We start from the raw sequence: 17,962 nt of genomic DNA on the forward strand, positions 1-17,962 counted from the left end.
TGCCGGGCGCCGCCCGGTCTAGCTTTTGTCATATTCATCTATGTCACCCGCGGCACTTGGTTTCCTTACGCTAATGACTCAATCAGTCAGGCTTTCAAGGAGCCCCGGATGCACCCCAGAAAAAGAATTGAAAAACGGTCCATTGACCACCATCCCGGCATGCCAGCGTTCAGCGTGCCTTTCGATCATCCAGATGATGCGGCGCGCTATGCCCATGAGCGAATCGGCAATCGGCGTGACCGTGAATACGGCGGCTTTATTCTGGTTCGCAAGGATGGCAAGTACGTCGCGACCGAACCCATGAACGGCAGCCGGTTCAGCTTTGACCCCAACGAAGTCTTTCCGCGCAACGATGAGGAGGGGTATGTGCTCTACCCGCAAGGGTATGACGACTATGCGATTTACCATTCTCACCCGTCACTTCAGGCCGGGCTTGAAGAATGGCCGGAGCGTGAAAAGGTTACTTATCCGAACAGCTTTTCGGCGGGCGACATCTATGCAGTGATCGATGATCAGGATATTTGCCCGGCGACCTATCTTTCCGGGCCTGACGGCTCGCTGATCAAATACACTTTGTCCCGTTCTGCCGCTGAAGACACACTGTTTGCGCGTGTTGCCGGACCACCAAAGATGCCGCACCTGAGTGAACTCAGTCAGATCCACAAGGCGCTGCAGAACCTCACCATGCTGCCCAGTGATGTGGTCCGGTTGCTGGCAGGTGCCGGGAACCTGGAAGTGATAGTGCCCAGTCGTCTGTGGGGGCGGGTCGGGAAAGTGTCGACTGACTGGCACCCTTATCCGGACGAAACCGCCACTCGCAGGCCTCCTGTAACACCGCCTGCAAGCTGTGCCGTGCAGTGGCCACCAAGGCCTCTGAGCCTCAGCGCGCCGTTTACCCGTGCGGATGAGGCTGCACGTTACGCGCACGGCCAGATTGGCACTCGCATTCATTCGCAGATCATCGGTTTTCTACTGTTCAACCCGGTAACGCGCGCCTACCGGATCGCCGAGCCGATCCTTGAGGATGGTGCCCCGGTCTACGCGCCCTGTTCGGCGTTTCACCCCGATGCGTACTACCGGCCCGCGTTACCTGATGGCTATCGTGTTGACGGCATGTATTTTTCGTCTGCCAACCTCGTAGCCGAGGGCGGACGTGAAGTAGTGAGCGATTTCTTCGACCCGGACGATCTGCATCGCATGTTCAGTTATCGGTACAAGCCTGCACAGCGACCCAAAGGCTCGCCAATTCGTTATGGCTTCGAGATGTCGGCAGTTTATTTCTCGGCAGCCGATGGTGCACTGCTCGCGTACACACCCAGCCGGTCCGACGAGGAGCTTCAGCTTTTGCGAAGTGTGTCGCGCGTGTACTCGGGGGCTGAGTCCATCCAGGCGCAACTCGCCGCAGGTACGATCAATATGCAGGACTTTGTTCGCAGAGTGGCACGAGCCGGGCAACTGCGCGTGCTGCAGACCAGTGAGCGCTGGCCTCATGCGGGGGTGGTCAGCCCCGTGCCTTGAGCCCTTCGCTGCAAACCCGCGCGTTTCCCATGCGAATCACAAACTGAACTGCAACTGAACAATCCAGTGCCGCGCCGGGAAAACCTTTGGATACCTGAACTTATCGGCGTTTTCTCCCTCTCATGCCGGTAGCCATTGATCGCGGCGGCCTGATAAGCTCGCGGCTTTACTCGTTTGCCCTTTTGGCGCATGAACAAGGAATTAGCATGAAACAGCATCGGTTGGCAGCGGCGATTGCCCTGGTCGGTCTGGTACTCGCAGGTTGTGACAAGCAAGCCAGCACCGTAGAGCTGAAAACTCCGGCACAAAAAGCGTCTTATGGCATCGGTCTGAACATGGGCAAAAGCCTGGCTCAGGAAGGTATGGATGATCTGGATTCCAAGGCTGTAGCCCTGGGTATCGAAGACGCAGTCGGCAAGAAAGATCAGAAACTCAAAGACGAAGAGCTGGTTGAAGCCTTCTCGGCCCTGCAGAAGCGCTCCGAAGAGCGTCTGGCCAAGATGAGCGAAGAGGCTTCGGCCGCCGGCAAGAAATTCCTCGAAGAGAACGGCAAGAAGGACGGCGTGGTCACCACTGCTTCCGGCTTGCAGTATCAAATCATCAAGAAAGCGGATGGCGCTCAGCCCAAGCCTACCGATGTTGTGACTGTTCACTACGAAGGCAAACTGATTGACGGCAAGGTCTTCGACAGTTCCGTTGAACGCGGCAGCCCGATTGACCTGCCTGTAGGCGGCGTTATTCCGGGTTGGGTCGAAGGTCTGCAACTGATGCACGTAGGCGAGAAGATCAAACTCTTCATCCCTAGTGATCTGGCGTACGGCGCGCAGAGCCCGAGCCCGGCTATCCCGGCCAACTCGGTACTGGTGTTCGATCTTGAACTGCTGGGTATCAAGGACCCTGCAGCGGCACCGACTGCTGGTGCTGATGCCGACGAAGAAGAAGAGGCAGCTCCTGCCGCTTCGGCTCCGGCCAAGAAGTAGCGCACTACCTGGCTACAGAAAACGCCCTGTCTCGACAGGGCGTTTTTGTGTCCGGCTTATTTCCCGAACGCTTGGCCATTCGGGCAGTCCCACTATCATGGACGCGCGCAGTAGCATTGTCCGACAGTCCGGCAAGGTAACGGCACTCGCTTGAGCAAGGTACCGGTTTCACACCTTTGTAGCTTTTTTGTGAGTAAAAAACGCCCGATTTGACTGTGGCCCCCCGATAACGGGGAGTTCAGGCATGAAAAAAGCCACTGTTCACAAGGTTATCCACAATTATTGTGGATAACCTTGTGGCTCCGGCCAGGCAGGTTCGCCGGATCTGCTTTTATCGAAAGACATTTTGCTGAACGGGAGTGGGTATGAAAGCACCGTGGAATTTTATCCGTTATCTGCCCGGAGCCCGGCGTCTGCTGGCAGCGGGGCGACTGCCAGGGTTGTTGTTTGCGGTCGCGCGCAAGGGTAATAGTGAAGGTAATCGTCTGGGCAAGCTCAAGGACGATCTGCGTTTGCTCCAGGCCCTGTGCCTGGCTTACTGGCGCGGTGAGTACCGAAGCATCAGCCCCAAAGCCATTTTGTCCATTGTCGCGGGCCTGATGTATTTCCTCAGCCCGCTGGACGCTATTCCTGACTGGATTCCAGGCCTGGGAATGTTCGATGACATCGCAGTGCTGGCCTGGGTCACCAAGCACTTGAGCGACGAACTGGATGCTTTTCGCGCATGGCGTGAGCAGCAACCGCCCGAGAAGCTCATCGTGGTCGAGCAGTTGCCCAAGACTCAGGCGCTGTTGGAGAAAGAGCGGGGTAAGGTGTAAGTCTCACGGATGGAACACAAGCCTTAGCGTTACGCTGTTAAGATGCCAGCCTATGAATCAAGCCTGATCAGTGTGCGGTCGTGTAGTACAAGGTGACTCTATGGATCTTCAAGTGATATCCCGTGACGGTGAGCCGGAATATGCAGTGCTGCCCTGGGCTCAGTACCAGGCACTGCTCAAGGCTGCCGGGTTGGTCGGCAAGGCGCGCCAGGAACCGGTTGCATCGACTTCCGGCATCGCTGCCGGTGAGCTTCCAGGGTTCGATGAGTTGCGGGCGCTGCGCGAGGCTAAAGGCCTTGAAGTGGCCAGCCTGGCCCGTACGGTCGGCATCAGTCCGTCTTATCTGGAGTTGATCGAGAATGGTACTCGTCAGCCGGATGCTGCAATCAAGCGCAGCCTGGCATGGGAGCTTGGAGTGCCGGGCTGGCGAGGTGAGTCGTGAGCGTGCGCATCAGCCGTCAGCATTGGGACGGCCTGCTCAATGAGCTCGATCAGGCGCGCCGCCAGCGTCATCTGCTGACCTATCGCGCGTTGGTCGAGCGTCTGCAATTGCCCAGTCCGGCCATGCAGACCCTGACCGCGGCCCTTGAGCATCTGGCCGCCATGGACGCCCACGCGGAACAGCCTTTGCGCAGCTCGCTGGTGATCAGCCAGGGCGCAAGCCGCCTGCCGCGCCCAGGCTTTTTTGAATGCGCAGAGCGCCTCGGACGCTTCTCTGGGCCGTCAGATGGCGTCGCCGCCGCTTCGTGGCACGCCGCCGAAGTGGTTCGGGTGTTTGAACACAGCTACCCGGAAGTGGAAGTGCAGTAGAAGAGGTCCGGCCCCGAATCTTCAATGGCTGTATCGACCCCTTTGTGAGCAATGCGGATCGCCGCCCTGGTCACTCCCAAAACAGCGAATCTGTGGGAGCGAGCTTGCTCGCGAAGTCGCACGCTCACTTCATCTAACCTCACGCTTGCACCAATAGATCCAGCCGCGTCGAATCGATCACATGAATGCTCGCGCCAGCAACGTCCTTGGCGAAATGTTTGGCTTGTGAGGCCAGGTCGGCCAACTGGCTGGCATCGACCAGCGTGCAGCTTTCTTCGTGCAGATGTACTACGCCAATCGACAGTGATAACAACGGGAATTCCTGGCGTTGTCCCTGTCGGTTGAGGGCGACGAAGCAACCGGCTTCCAGATGTTCCGCGCGGTAGAAACGTCGGCATTGATTCTGGAAATCATCCAGCAGGGTTTTCAGGCGCCGCTCCCAATCCTCGACGCCCAGCACCATCAGAAAATCATCCCCGCCGATGTGTCCGACAAAGTCCCTGCTCGGGTCGATACGGTCGTTCAGGCACTGCGCGAGACACAGCAGCACTTCATCACCACGGGCGTAGCCGTAGATGTCGTTGAAAGGCTTGAAGCTGTCAATGTCCACATAGCAGATCACCGATTCGCGGCCCTGTTGCAGCAGACGCGTCAGGCATTGCTGGATCGGAACATTGCCGGGCAGCAGGGTCAGCGGGTTGGCGTAACGTGCCTGCTGGATTTTCATCTCGGTAATCAATTTCAGAACATCGATCACCCGTCCGAGGCCCAGATAGGTACCGTTGGAGGTGATGATGAAATCCTCTTCGATGCGCTGCCGGGCGCGGCTGGTCAACAGTCGGCTGACCTGTTGCAGTGACTGGCTGACTTCCACGGCCAGAAAGTCATCGCTCATCAGACGGCTGATCGGCTTGCGGGCAAACAGTTCGGTGCCGAAGGGCTTGAGCAGTGCCTCGGACAATGAGTGCCGATGGACGATGCCGCAGGGCCTGGCCTCGTCGTCCAGCACGGCCAGCGAGTTGAGATTGGCCTGCCTGCGAAACGCTTCCAGTACTTCAGCGGTGGGCGTGGACTGGCTGACTGATGGTTGCGGGTTGAGCAGGGCAGAAAGGTCTGCCGCTTCTTCGTTCAGCGACACGCTGGTGGTCTCTGTCCTGGGCAGCATGGCGCGAGTGTCGCGCGGCGGGCGCTCCTGAGGGCGCGCCAGCAGATAGCCTTGAACCAGGTTTACGCCCATGTCCTTCAGCGCCGCCAGCTCTTCGGGCAATTCGATACCTTCAGCAATCACGGTCGCTCTGGAAGCCTTGGCCATCTGCAGCATGGAGCCAACGAATTCGCGCTTCACCGCATCCTGATGAATTCCGTCGATGAAGTGCCGATCGATTTTCACGTAGTCCGGACGCAGCTCCGACCAGAGTCGCAGGCTTGAATAACCAGCACCCAGGTCATCCAGCGCGATGGAGAAGCCCATGTCGCGGTAGTGGTGCAAGGCGTTGTACAGCAGGTCGAAATCGTCGGTAGGCATCTGCTCGGTCAGTTCGATGACCACGTCCTTCGGCGCGATGTGGTATCGGCGCAGCATTTCCAGCGTCCGGCCCGGCGGATGAGACGTTTCGAGCAGCGATTCGGGAGAGACGTTGAGAAACAGCTTGCCCGGCAACTTCTGCTGGCTGAAACGCCGGCAGGCGCTGTCACGGCAACTCAGTTCCAGCTCACTCAGGCGGCCTGCCTGTCGAGCGATGGCAAACAGGTTCAGGGGCGAATGCAACGCGCTGTTGGACGGTCCGCGGGTCAAGGCTTCATAACCCAGAATTCGACGTTCCGATAGCGAAACGATGGGCTGGAACAAGCTGTGCAAATCACCACGAGCCAGAATTGAACTCAGTGTGCTCAACTGTTCGGTTAGGGTCATGGTCGTCTCAAAGAGAATAAAAAGGGCTGAGCGCTTGCGCGTTCAGCCCCGTATTTCACGACAGCTTCATGACTGTTTGATGACGTTGAAGCTAAATGGCCATCAATGAGTCTGCCTTATTTTTTTGCCACAGCGGCGCTTAGCCCCAGATAGTCGATCAGAATACGCCCGGTCTCTGCCAGGTAGGCATCGTCCTCGGGTTTGGTTTTCTCGTCTTCCACTGGCAGCGCGTCTTCGTCTTCCTTCTTCAACTCTTTCAGCGGCTCTTCACCCTTGGCCTTGCGGCGGGTGTTTTCCAGCGCGAGCTGCTTGCTTTCGATGGACGCATGCTCGGCACGACGGTCTGCTTCATTGAGGCTGACCGTTTTTTCGTTCATCAGCTTCTTGGCCAGCGCCAGGCGGTCTTCAATGAACACGAACTCGGCGTCTTTCGCCGAACGCGCTTCATGTCGCGCCTGCAACTGCGCCAGGAAAGGCTTGAACGGGTCGATTGCCGGCTTGATCGCCGGTTTGATGCTGTCCCACGGCATGGCCTCGGGCAGCGCGCTCTCGCCGATTTCCTTGGTATCGATCAGCGACGGGTAAGTGATGTCCGGCACTACACCCTGATGCTGGGTGCTCTGACCGGAAACCCGGTAGAACTTGGCCAGAGTCAGCTTCAGTTCGCCATGATTGAGCGGCTGAATGGTCTGCACGGTGCCCTTGCCGAAGGTCTGGCCACCGATCACCAGCGCACGGTGATAATCCTGCATCGCGCCAGCGAAAATCTCAGATGCCGAAGCGGACAGGCGGTTGACCAACAAGGCCATAGGGCCTTTGTAGAACGCGCCTTTGGCTTCGTCTTCCAGCACATCGACCTTGCCGTCGGCGTTACGCACCAGCACGGTCGGGCCCTTGTCGATGAACAGACTGGTCAGCTCGGTCGCTTCCTGCAACGAACCGCCACCATTGTTACGCAGATCCAGTACCACGCCATCGACCTTCTCGGCCTGCAGCTCGGTAAGCAGTTTCTTCACGTCACGGGTGGTGCTCTTGTATTCCGGATCGCCAGCACGATAGGCCTTGAAGTCCAGATAGAACGCAGGGATGTCGATGACCCCGAGTTTGTAGTCCTTGCCATCCTGTTTGAGGTGCAGGATCGACTTCTTGGCCGCCTGTTCTTCGAGCTTCACCGCTTCACGGGTGATGGCGACAATTTTGCTGGTCTGGTCATTCGGCGCATTGCTGGCCGGGATGATCTCCAGACGGACCACGGAACCTTTCGGACCGCGGATCAGCTTGACGACTTCATCCAGACGCCAGCCGATCACGTCGACCATTTCCTTGTCGCCCTGGGCAACGGCCACGATCTTGTCGGCCGGCGCGACCTGCTTGGTCTTGGCCGCCGGGCCTGCCGGGACCAGACGCACGATTTTCACGTTGTCGTTATCGCTCTGCAACACGGCGCCGATGCCTTCCAGCGACAGACTCATGTTGATGTCGAAGTTCTCCGCGCTGTCAGGTGACAGGTAGTTGGTGTGCGGGTCGTAGGACATGGCGAACGTGTTGATATAGGCCTGGAAGATATCTTCGGCACGGGTCTGGTTCAGACGCGCCTGCTGATTCTTGTAGCGCTTGGTCAGGGTTTCCTGGATCTTCGCCGGGTCCTTGCCTGCGATCTTCAGGCGCAGGACTTCATCCTTGATGCGCTTGCGCCACAGCTCGTCGAGTTCGGCAGTGTCCTTGGGCCATGCGGCGTCCTTGCGGTCCACCAGCAGGGTTTCCTTGGTGTTGAAGTCGAGCTTGTCGACGCCCTTGCTCAATTCAGCCAGCGCGAAGTCCAGACGCGCCTTGATGCGGTCCAGGTAGCGCTTGTAGATAGTGAACCCCGGATTCAGGTCGCCACTTTTGAGGAAGTCGTCGAACTGGAACTGCCATTTGTCGAATTCGGCAATGTCGCTGGCCATGAAATAGCTGCGCGAGGGGTCCAGTTGCTTGATGTAGCTCTGGTAAATAATCGCCGAACGCTTGTCGTCCAGGGGCGGCTTGCTGTAGTGATGTCGTTTGAGCAGCTCAACCACGTTGAGGCTGGCAATCACTTCGTCGCGGTCCGGCTGAAGATTATCCCAGCTGTTGGCGGCAAAGGTACTGGCTGACATCGGCAAAACGCTAAGGCCGACAAACAGTGCGAGGGCAGTGCTGGGGAATAATTGCTTCATGCTGATTCGACGCGAGGACAATTGATAACGCATATTAGGCCGTCTTTGAGGTCGCCGGTTCCTTTGGACCCGGCCGCATAATGCAAAAGCCCGGGCAAAACAGCCACGGGCTCAGTCTGGACTCACTATGGAGGCACCGTGAAGGCATTGCAAGGCGTTGAAGGACATGTGGAATGGGTCGAGGAGCCGAGTCCGGCCCTCGATGTGGGGCAGGTACGTATCAAAGTGGCTGCGGCAGGTTTGAATCGTGCCGATCTGTTACAGCGCGAAGGCAAGTATCCGCCGCCGCCCGGCGTCACTCAAACACTGGGTCTGGAGTGCTCGGGGGTGATCGCCGAAGTCGGTCCGGGTACGTCCTGGGTGGTCGGAGACCGCGTCTGCGCGCTGTTGGCGGGCGGGGCGATGGCCGAAGAAGTGGTGGTCGACGGGCGACATGTATTACCGGTCCCGGAGGGGCTGTCGCTGCATGAGGCCGCCGCCATCCCTGAGGTGTATGCCACCGCGTGGCTCAACCTGTTTCAGCTGGCAGGCCTCAAGCCGGGTGAAAAGGTGTTGTTGCACGCAGGCGCAAGTGGGGTTGGTTCAGCCGGTATTCAGCTTTGCAAAGCGTTCGGCAACCCGGTCTGGGTCAGCGTCGGTTCGACCGAGCGTCTGGCCTATTGCGTCGAACTGGGAGCACAGGGGGGCGTAGTACGTAGCGAAAGTCTTGAAGGCCTGAACGATTTTGCACCGTTCAACGTCATCCTCGACCCGGTGGGCGCAAGCTACGCCGAACTCAACGTGAAACTGCTGGCTCTGGACGGTCGCTGGGTGCTGATCGGTATCATGAGCGGGCGCGAGGCGCAGGTGGATCTGGCGCACGTGCTGGGCAAACGTATCCAGCTGATGGGTTCGACCTTGCGCAGTCGCGATGACACATTCAAGGCCGACCTGCTCAGCGACCTGGGCCAGCACGTCTGGCCGTTGTTCACTGAAGGCCGCCTCAAGCCGCAACTGGCGAAATCCTTTGCGATCAAGGATGCCGACGCTGCGTTCGAAGAGCTGGCGACCAACACGGTGTCCGGCAAGATCGTGCTGGTCATCGACGAAAGCCTGGTCTGACCCGGTGGTGCCTCTGGACTCAGCTCCAGTCGTGCACCGGCCAGCCTGCTTTCTGCGCGTGTTCCAGTAACACGGCATCGGGGTTGACCACATTGGGGTGGTCAACCTTGAGCAGCAGCGGCAGGTCATTGCGTGAATCCGAGTAGAAGCTCGCCCCCTCAAGGTTTTCCCCTTCGGCGTCCAGCCACTCCATCAGGCGCGTGATCTTGCCTTCCCGATAGGTCAGCACGCCGACCGTGGCACCGCTGTACACGCCATGTTGCACGTCCAGTTCGATACCCAGCACTTCGTCGATCCCCAATCGTTCTGCGATGGGTTTTACCAAGTGCACACCTGACGCCGAGATCACCAGAATCCGGTCGCCTTTGGCGCGATGCTGAGCAATACATTTGCAGGCGTCGCTGTAGATAATCGGCTCGATCACATCCTCAACCCACGGGCCCACCAGATGATCGACTTCTTCCGGCGTACGACCCGCCATGGGTTCAAGGCTGAACGCCATGAACTCTTCCATCGCCAGCTCGCCTGCGCTGTAGGCGGCCATCAGTTCGTCGTTGCGCTGCATGAACGAGGTTGAGTCGACCCAGCCCAGGCGACCCATCTGCTCGCTCCAGAGCGTGGCACAATCGCCGCCGATCAGGGTCTCGTCCAGGTCAAAAATTGCCAGGGGCATGTGCGTTTCTCCTAAAAGTCTGTTGAATCAGCTGTCAGCTTCACGCCTGGCGTCTTGATCGGCAAGCGTATGGCGTTATCCGTGCAGAACACATTCAGTTCAGAGCACGGTCAGTTCAGAGCACAGAGCGCCGACGGTTCGATGTTCAGTGTTACACGCCTTCCGTCAGGGTGCAGGTCGTCGGCGCTGCGGTTCAGTACGTCGACCACCAGTTCCACGCCGCGGGCCTGTATCCGGTAGCGGATGACGTTGCCGAGCAGACTGTGACTGCGTACTTCGCCTTCCAGTTCGCCGGTCAGGCTCAATTGGATCGATTCAGGGCGAATCGCAATGCGGCTGGTGATCGGGCGTTGCATCAGACGTGTGGCGTCTTCGGCTTCCAGCAGGTTGTAGTTGCCGATGAAGCCCGCAGCGAACACGTCAACCGGAGCGGTGTAAAGGGTTTCTGCGTCACCACTCTGCACGATCCGGCCTTCGTTCATCAGGAAGATGCGGTCGGACATGGTCAGCGCCTCCTCCTGATCGTGGGTCACGAAGATCGTGGTAAGGCCCAGCTCGCGCTGAATGGCGCGAATCTGCTCACGCAGGTTTTTGCGAATTCGCGCATCCAGTGCCGACAGCGGCTCATCAAGCAACAGCAGGCGTGGGCGAGTGACCAGCGAGCGCGCCAGAGCCACGCGCTGGCATTGCCCGCCGGACAACTGATGCGGATAACGCGTGGCAAAGTCGTGCAGCTCGACCATGCGCAGAATATCGGCAACGCGCTTTTCGCTTTCGGACGCACTGACTTTCTGAATCCGCAGGCCGAACGCGACGTTTTGCTCGACCGTCATGTTGGGAAACAGCGCGTAGCTCTGGAACACCATGCCGATGTTGCGTTTTTGTGGCGTGAGCGGCACCAGGTCATTGCCATCGAGCAGGATGCGCCCGCTGTTGACCGGTGTCAGCCCGGCAATGCAGCGCAATAACGTGGACTTGCCGCAGCCGGACGGGCCGAGCAGGGTGACAAACTCGCCTTTCTTGATACTGCAGTTGATGTCGCTGAACACTGACGTGCTGGCATAGCTTTTCTGCAGGTTTTCAATGCTGACAAAACTCATTTCAGTCTTTGTCCTTGTTCAGTCGATTGGCGGCCCAGGTCAGCACCAGCACGAAGAGGAAATAGGAAATCACCAGCGCGCTGTTGAAGTGACCGCTGCTGTTGCGCATGTTGTTCAGGTAGACCTGCAGGGTTTCATAACGAGTGCCGACCAGCAGGTTGGCGAACACGAACTCACCGAACAGGAACGAGAATGACAGCAGCAGCGCGATCATCAGGCCCTTGCGCAGGTTAGGCAGCACGACCATGAACGCTGCTTGCCAGGTACTGGCCCCAAGCAATTGGGCGGCGTCCATCAGGTCCGTCAGGTTGATGGCCTGCAGGTTATTGGTGATGGCGCGGTACATGAAAGGTAGGGCAACAGTGAAATAGCAGCCGATCAGAATCCACGGCGTGCCGACCATGGCCATGGGGCCTGAGCCATAGAGTTGCAGCAAGCCCACCGACGAGACCACGGGAGGCACAGCGAACGGCAGCAGGATCAGGATGTTCATCAGCCCGTCGAGGCGCGGGAAGTAGTAATGGACGACAAACAGCAACGGCAGAATCAGCACCACCGAGAGTATCAACGCGCCGACGCATACCAGTAGTGACTGGCCGAACGCCGCCAGAAAACGCGGATCGCTCCACAGCGCCACGTACCACTTGAAGGTCAGGCCACTGGGCAGAATGGTCGCCGACCAACTGGTGGAAATCGAGTACAGAAAGGTCCCGGCCAGCGGTAATAACAGGATCAGGAACAGCAGGTAAACCACGGTTTTGTGGTAAATGCCCGCAGGCCGTCGTTCAGCGCGCGACATGGTAGCTCCTCTTCAACAGCCACTGATGGACGACTGTGACCAGAGTCATGAGGCCGACCAGAATCATCGCCAGAGCGCTGGCCATGTTCGGGTCCAGAGTGATATCGCCTGCCACCATCGCGGCAATGCGGATCGGCAGCACGTTGAAATTGCCGTTGGTCAGGGCGTAGACCGTGGCATACGCGCCCAGCGCGTTGGCCAGCAGAATCACGAACGTACCGAGTAGCGCAGGGGTCAGGACCGGCAGGCCGATATAGCGCCAGAATTGATAACCGCTGGCACCCAATAGTGCCGCCGACTCGTTCCAGTCCTCGCGTACAGCGTCAAATGCCGGGTAGAGCAGCAGCACGCCAAGCGGAATCTGGAAGTAGGTGTAGAGGATGATCAACCCGGTTTTGGAGTACAGGTTGAAGTCATCGATGATCCCGGTTTGCTTGAGGATCAGGGTCAATGCGCCGTTGAAACCCAACAGAATGATGAACGCGAACGCCAATGGAACGCCGGCAAAGTTGCTGGTCATGTTGGCGAACGAATTGACGAAATCCCGCAGCCGCGAGTCTACCTTGCGCAGTGAATAGGCACCCAGCACGGCGATGATGATGCCGAACAGGCTCGACCAGAAGCTGATCTCCAGGCTGTACTGGATCGCCTGCCGATAGAACTTCGAGCTGAACGCTTTGGTGAAATTTTCCCAGCCCCAACCGGCGTCGCTTTGCAGGCTGTGGATCGCCACCCAGAGCAGCGGCGCAATCTGAAACACAATGAAGAACACGGCAAAGGGCACCAGGCACAACAGCCCCAGCCACTTGCCTCGGGAAAATCGGGTCAATTGAGCATCTCCCGGCAGACCGGTTTGTCGTGATGTACGCCGAGCAGCTCGCAGATGGTGCCGCACAGATCGATCTGGCGCGGTGCAGCGTCGACATTCAGGCTGAACGCATCACCCAGCACGAACAGCGGCACTTCGCGTTCTTCCGGCAGCAGGCCGTTGTGCGAGCGGTCGTTGTTCATGCCGTGGTCGGCGGTCACCAGCACTTGATAGCCTGCGTCCAGCCAGCGTTGCAGGTAGTCAGCCAGAATGGTGTCGGCATTGCGTGCGGTGTTGCGGTATTGCGCAGTGTCGAGGCCGTGCTTGTGCCCGGCGTCGTCGATGTTCATGGGGTGAATCAGCAGAAAGTTCGGTGCATGTTTAAGGCGCAGGCTTTCCGCGTCGGCGAACAGGTGCGAGTCCGGGTAGTGATCGGCCCAGTAGAACAGCCCGTGCTGAATGGGTAGTTCCGTTGCCTCGGTATGACGATCGCGTGCCGTGTCGAACGGCGTGCGGTTATACAGCTCGCTGAACCAGTGATAGGCCGCCGCTGCAGTGGTCAGCCCGGCGTCGCGAGCGTAGTGAAAGACGCTGCGCTGGTTAGACAGGCGTGAAACGTTGTTGTGCACGATGCCGCTGTCGATAGGTGCGACCCCGGTCAATATGCATTCGTACAGGGGGCGGGAGAGGGCGGGTAGCGCGCATTCCAGCTTGTAGAGCGCGGCGCGGCCAGCATCATGCCAGGCTTGAAGATGGCCCATTGCGTGGCGGGCCACGTCGTAGTTGAGGCCATCGAGCACGATCAGGATGACGTTGTGTTTCATGGGCGACTCGCTTTGAAAGAACGGGCGAGTCTGGCTCGCCCGATGTACACGACTTCATCCCTGAGCCGCAGGAGAGAATCAGTTCATCTCGATGATGACCTGTTCGTTCCACTTCTGAGGCAGCGCTTTGGAGGTTTTCTCCCAGGCAGCTGCGTCTTTGATCGGCTTGGCATTGAGGTATTGTTCATGCGGCAGCAACTGGGCTTTCACGTCGTCTGGCAGCTTGATGTGTTCGACGCGAATCGGACGCGCATTGCCTTTGGCCAGGTTGATCTGACCGGCATCGCTGAAGGTGTATTCACGCGCCAGTTTGGCAGCGTTCGGGTGCTTGGCGTATTTGTTGATGATGGTGGTGTAGCCGGAAACTACCGAGCCGTCCGAAGGGATCAGCACCACGTAGTCATCCGGTTTGGCCATCTTGGCTTTGTAGTTGAGACCGTTAAAGTCCCAGACCACGCCGACTTCGATTTCGCCTTTTTCGATGGTTTGAATGGTCGGGTTGGCCAGCGACAGGCGCTTCTGCTTGGCCAGGTCGGTGAACAGTGCCAGGCCTGGCTCGATGTTGCTTTCGTCGCCTTTCATGGCAATGGCTGCGGCCAGTACGCCATTGGTTGCTTGCGCAGCAGTGCTCACATCACCAATGGAAACCTTGTATTTACCTGTTTTAAGGTCGGCCCAGCTTTTTGGTATTTCAGAGCCGTGCAACAGGTTCTTGTTGACGATAAAGGCGATGGTGCCGGTGTAGGCCAGCGCCCAATGGCCGTCCTTGTCCTTGGCCCATTCCGGAATCTGATCCCAAGTGGTTGGCTTGTAAGGCTGGGTCACGCCTTTGGCAACGGCGATAGGACCGAACGCGGCACCCACGTCGCCGATGTCACCGCTGGCGTTGTCCTTCTCCGCATCGAATTTGGCGATCTCCTGGGCCGAACTCATGTCGGTGTCCATGTGCTTGAGGCCGTATTTGGTTTCCAGGTCTTTCCAGATGCCACCCCAGTTAGCCCAGTCATCCGGCATGCCGAGACTATTGACCGCGCCTTCAGCCTTGGCCGCAGCCTCCAGCGTTTTAAGGTCCGTGTCCGCAGCCATGGCCAGCGAACTCATTGCCATGGCTGAACCGAGGAGTGATGCCAACAAAAGATGTTTCATTCGGAGCTCCTAGTGCACTTCTTGCAAGAAGTGTTCGTTGCGGATTGTTTGGTCTAGATCAGCAATACCTGAGCCAAGTTAGGCTTTTTGCATGACATTTTCGTGTCGTGTTCAGTGGCAGAAGCTGTTTTTAACGTGGTTCGGCAGTGCCTGGCGCTAAGCGTAGACCATGGGAACATGCTTGCTTTTCAACGGTTAAAGACCTTTTTTCAGAGCAGTTGGCATGGATCGTGTTTTGTCATGTCACAGAATGGTCATGTGCCCGGCCTAGGCTTGAAGCAACGGAGTTAACGGCGTCGGTTGCACTGATGTGTGCCCCGCAACAGAGCTGGTCTAGTCCAGACGGATACCGGAATGCGCGAAGATGTGCCACGGGCGGTAACAACGATTTGCAGTGCTCTGCAAGAGCAGATCGAACATGGCTTGTTGCCGCATGGCAGCAAGCTGCCTGCGGAGCGCAAGCTTAGCGAGGTGTTTGCTACCACCCGTATCACGTTGCGTGAGGCTCTCGTGCAACTGGAGGCGCAAGGGCTTATTTACCGTGAAGAACGTCGCGGCTGGTTCATTTCCCCGCCACGACTGGCCTATGACCTGATCAGGCGCAGCCATTTCCACGCAATGGTCTGTGCCCAGGGAAGGGTGCCGCACACCCGGCTTCTGTCTGCACGCCTGCAACCTGCTTCAGCGATGATCTGCGAAATGCTGGAACTGCCGGCGCTGTCGAGCGTGATCCAGATCTGTCGCGCGCGACGGATCGATCAGCGTCTGGTGCTGTATGTCGAGCACTACCTGAGGCCGGAATTATTCCCCGGCATCCTCGATCACGACCTGAACGAGTCACTCACCGAGCTTTATGCCCGCTGTTATGACCTGCATTACGGACAAGTACGTTTCGATATGGTCCCCACGGCACTGCATGCCGACGCTGCAGCCGCCTTGAAGGTTTCCCTGGGCAGCCCCGGCCTGCGTATTGCAAGAATAAACTATGACCAGCGTGATCGACTGATTGATTGCGATCTTGAATACTGGCGCCATGATGCTATTCATGTGCGCGCCAATGTACGTGGCAAGTTGTAGTTGAGTGCGGCTCTTCAAAAACTCCGGGCATGCGGCAAGTTTCAGTAAATTAATATCGGTGTATTCAGCGCGTTGTTAGTTGCGGGTGTCAGCCAGTAAGACGTGACCTTCCTCTTCATTGAAAACCTTGGCTGTGCGGGCCGCTCAGGTCGAGTGCGTGCGCGCAGACGTCCGGCTTATTTAAAAATTTAATGAGAAAATAACTTTAAGCTGCAAAGGGGGGGCGTAATTTAAAAAGTTTTTGAGGTGAAAAAGTTAAGGTTTTTTTATTCCGGTTGTCGAAAATAAATAGTAAAAATCCGTATTGATTAATATTTATTAGTTGGGTGTGATACGTTTTTAGAGCGTCATTGCGCGTGGTCGGTAAGTGGATTGCCTGGCGCAGTTTCGCGTGTGGGATGTGAAGGTTGATATCGTAGCTGGCCGTTAACGTGTGAATTGATGAGTGCGGCTACTTTCATTTAAAGGATCTATGAGGGCGCTGTAATGAATCTTGAAAAAGCGTTGGTATTACGGACATGTGCAAATAACATGGCCGATCACTGTGGTTTGGTGTGGCCTGTCTCAGGGACCGTTGAGTGCAGGCACTGGCAACCGACAAAAGCACATGAAAATGGACTGGCAGGTTTATTGTGGGGTGTTGGAACCAGCGCCTTTTTGAGTGTTCATGCCGATGCGCGATGGGTTGTTTGTGAAGTGGCCGTTGCCGACCTCATTGCGTTGTCCGAGAGCGGAATGGTGAAATTCCAGCGGGCGCAAGTCGTTCATGTCGGTGACAAAAGCAGTGCTGCACATTACCTCTTGATGCACCGGGCCAGTTACTCATCGACAAGCCCCCCTGCGGCTGTCGAGGTTCGTCCGGCCAGTGGCGAGCTTGTTGTCAGTCATGAAGTATTTGACGTGGCATCAGTGAGTGCCCCTGTCGGCGCGGAGGGCAATCTTCCCGCCGTCACCACGCAGACGCTGCAGACAGCGACCTACGGCAGCACGTTGATTGGTGACAGCCACAGCCAGCTTGTCGCGGGTTACGGCAGCACCGAAACGGCGGGAAGCCATAGTGATCTGACCGCTGGGTATGGCAGCACCGGCACCGCAGGCTCCGACAGCTCGCTGACTGCAGGTTATGGCAGTACGCAAACTTCCGGGAGTGACAGCTCGCTCAGGGCTGGTTATGGCAGTACCCAGACTGCACAGGAAGGCAGCAACCTGACCGCCGGATACGGCAGCACCGGCACCGCAGGCGCGGATAGCTCATTGATCGCCGGATATGGCAGCACCCAGACATCAGGAAGTGACAGCGCACTGACGGCAGGCTACGGCAGTACGCAGACTGCACAGGAAGGCAGCAACCTGACCGCCGGATACGGCAGCACCGGTACCGCAGGTTCCGACAGCTCGCTGATCGCCGGTTACGGCAGTACGCAAACGTCAGGAGGGGACAGCGCACTGACGGCAGGCTACGGCAGTACCCAGACTGCGCAGGAGGGCAGCAACCTGACGGCTGGGTACGGCAGCACCGGCACCGCAGGCGCGGATAGCTCATTGATCGCCGGATATGGCAGCACCCAGACATCAGGAAGTGACAGCGCACTGACGGCAGGCTACGGCAGTACGCAGACTGCACAGGAAGGCAGCAACCTGACCGCCGGATACGGCAGCACCGGTACCGCAGGTTCCGACAGCTCGCTGATCGCCGGTTACGGCAGTACGCAAACGTCAGGAGGGGACAGCGCACTGACGGCAGGCTACGGCAGTACCCAGACTGCGCAGGAGGGCAGCAACCTGACGGCTGGGTACGGCAGCACCGGCACCGCAGGCGCGGATAGCTCATTGATCGCCGGATATGGCAGCACCCAGACATCAGGAAGTGACAGCGCACTGACGGCAGGCTACGGCAGTACGCAGACTGCGCAGGAGGGCAGCAACCTGACCGCTGGATACGGTAGCACCGGCACAGCAGGCTCTGACAGTTCTCTGATTGCCGGTTACGGCAGTACGCAAACGTCAGGAGGGGACAGCGCACTGACGGCAGGCTACGGCAGTACGCAAACCGCACAGGAAGGCAGCAACCTGACGGCTGGGTACGGCAGCACCGGCACCGCAGGCGCGGATAGCTCATTGATCGCCGGATATGGCAGCACCCAGACATCAGGAAGTGACAGCGCACTGACGGCAGGCTACGGCAGTACGCAGACTGC

General features: G+C 58.1%; 16 protein-coding genes. 8 read left to right on the top strand and 8 right to left on the bottom strand.

Annotation, left to right across the window (positions count from 1 at the left end; genetic code table 11):
• Positions 1-108: 108 nt before the first annotated feature.
• The 5 genes from RYC17_RS06760 to RYC17_RS06780 all read left to right on the top strand — a co-directional run bounded on the left by RYC17_RS06760 (position 109) and on the right by RYC17_RS06780 (position 4,126).
• A complete protein-coding gene (locus tag RYC17_RS06760) occupies positions 109-1,518 on the top strand; it encodes a DUF4329 domain-containing protein (RefSeq protein ID WP_316902662.1) in 1,410 nt (469 codons plus the stop codon).
• Positions 1,519-1,724: 206 nt separating this feature from the next.
• Positions 1,725-2,498: an FKBP-type peptidyl-prolyl cis-trans isomerase gene (locus RYC17_RS06765; RefSeq protein WP_002552635.1), complete on the top strand. Its 774-nt coding sequence runs from the start codon at positions 1,725-1,727 to the stop codon at positions 2,496-2,498.
• 365 nt (positions 2,499-2,863) lie between these two features.
• Positions 2,864-3,316, top strand: coding sequence for a YkvA family protein (locus RYC17_RS06770; protein ID WP_002552636.1), 453 nt, complete (start codon positions 2,864-2,866; stop codon positions 3,314-3,316).
• A 100-nt stretch (positions 3,317-3,416) separates the two neighbouring features.
• Positions 3,417-3,758 (top strand): helix-turn-helix domain-containing protein, encoded by a 342-nt coding sequence (locus RYC17_RS06775; protein WP_002552637.1) that lies wholly within the window; start codon positions 3,417-3,419, stop codon positions 3,756-3,758.
• The gene (locus tag RYC17_RS06780; protein WP_044323694.1) at positions 3,755-4,126 is read left to right on the top strand and encodes a hypothetical protein; all 372 of its coding nucleotides are present in this window, start codon (positions 3,755-3,757) and stop codon (positions 4,124-4,126) included. Before RYC17_RS06775 ends, RYC17_RS06780 begins: the two co-directional genes overlap by 4 nt.
• A 139-nt stretch (positions 4,127-4,265) precedes the next feature.
• Here RYC17_RS06780 and RYC17_RS06785 read toward each other — a convergent pair whose 3' ends face one another.
• Both RYC17_RS06785 and RYC17_RS06790 read right to left on the bottom strand, forming a co-directional pair.
• Positions 4,266-6,038 (bottom strand): bifunctional diguanylate cyclase/phosphodiesterase, encoded by a 1,773-nt coding sequence (locus RYC17_RS06785; protein WP_316902663.1) that lies wholly within the window; start codon positions 6,036-6,038, stop codon positions 4,266-4,268.
• A 116-nt stretch (positions 6,039-6,154) separates the two neighbouring features.
• Positions 6,155-8,236 carry a carboxy terminal-processing peptidase gene (locus RYC17_RS06790; protein ID WP_004657761.1) on the bottom strand — a complete coding sequence of 694 codons (2,082 nt, stop codon included), beginning with the start codon at positions 8,234-8,236 and terminating at the stop codon, positions 6,155-6,157.
• Between the two features lie 138 nt (positions 8,237-8,374).
• Here RYC17_RS06790 and RYC17_RS06795 point away from each other — a divergent pair, with 138 nt between their 5' ends.
• Positions 8,375-9,337 (top strand): NAD(P)H-quinone oxidoreductase, encoded by a 963-nt coding sequence (locus tag RYC17_RS06795; protein ID WP_005732900.1) that lies wholly within the window; start codon positions 8,375-8,377, stop codon positions 9,335-9,337.
• 19 nt (positions 9,338-9,356) lie between these two features.
• On the opposite strand, the gene RYC17_RS06800 is transcribed toward RYC17_RS06795, so the two are convergent.
• The 6 genes from RYC17_RS06800 to RYC17_RS06825 form a co-directional block, all read right to left on the bottom strand.
• Positions 9,357-10,010, bottom strand: a complete 654-nt coding sequence (locus RYC17_RS06800; RefSeq protein WP_219171124.1) for an HAD family hydrolase — start codon at positions 10,008-10,010, stop codon at positions 9,357-9,359.
• 110 nt (positions 10,011-10,120) lie between these two features.
• Positions 10,121-11,110: an ABC transporter ATP-binding protein gene (locus tag RYC17_RS06805; protein WP_122281468.1), complete on the bottom strand. Its 990-nt coding sequence runs from the start codon at positions 11,108-11,110 to the stop codon at positions 10,121-10,123.
• Position 11,111: 1 nt separating this feature from the next.
• Positions 11,112-11,909, bottom strand: coding sequence for an ABC transporter permease (locus RYC17_RS06810; protein ID WP_002552644.1), 798 nt, complete (start codon positions 11,907-11,909; stop codon positions 11,112-11,114).
• Positions 11,896-12,738 carry an ABC transporter permease subunit gene (locus RYC17_RS06815; RefSeq protein WP_316902664.1) on the bottom strand — a complete coding sequence of 281 codons (843 nt, stop codon included), beginning with the start codon at positions 12,736-12,738 and terminating at the stop codon, positions 11,896-11,898. Before RYC17_RS06815 ends, RYC17_RS06810 begins: the two co-directional genes overlap by 14 nt.
• Complete coding sequence (locus RYC17_RS06820) at positions 12,735-13,541, bottom strand: alkaline phosphatase family protein (protein WP_316902665.1); 807 nt, start codon at positions 13,539-13,541, stop codon at positions 12,735-12,737. Before RYC17_RS06820 ends, RYC17_RS06815 begins: the two co-directional genes overlap by 4 nt.
• A gap of 78 nt (positions 13,542-13,619) precedes the next feature.
• Entirely contained in the window at positions 13,620-14,687 is a 1,068-nt protein-coding gene (locus RYC17_RS06825) for an ABC transporter substrate-binding protein (protein WP_058408877.1), read from the bottom strand.
• A gap of 354 nt (positions 14,688-15,041) precedes the next feature.
• Here RYC17_RS06825 and RYC17_RS06830 point away from each other — a divergent pair, with 354 nt between their 5' ends.
• Entirely contained in the window at positions 15,042-15,764 is a 723-nt protein-coding gene (locus tag RYC17_RS06830; protein ID WP_316902666.1) for a UTRA domain-containing protein, read from the top strand.
• A gap of 735 nt (positions 15,765-16,499) precedes the next feature.
• On the top strand, positions 16,500-17,962 hold a 1,463-nt coding region (locus tag RYC17_RS06835; RefSeq protein WP_410478452.1), incomplete at its 3' end, for a beta strand repeat-containing protein.

It is taken from the genome of Pseudomonas syringae group sp. J248-6 (assembly GCF_032586995.1).
Classification (GTDB): Bacteria; Pseudomonadota; Gammaproteobacteria; order Pseudomonadales; family Pseudomonadaceae; genus Aquipseudomonas; species Aquipseudomonas amygdali.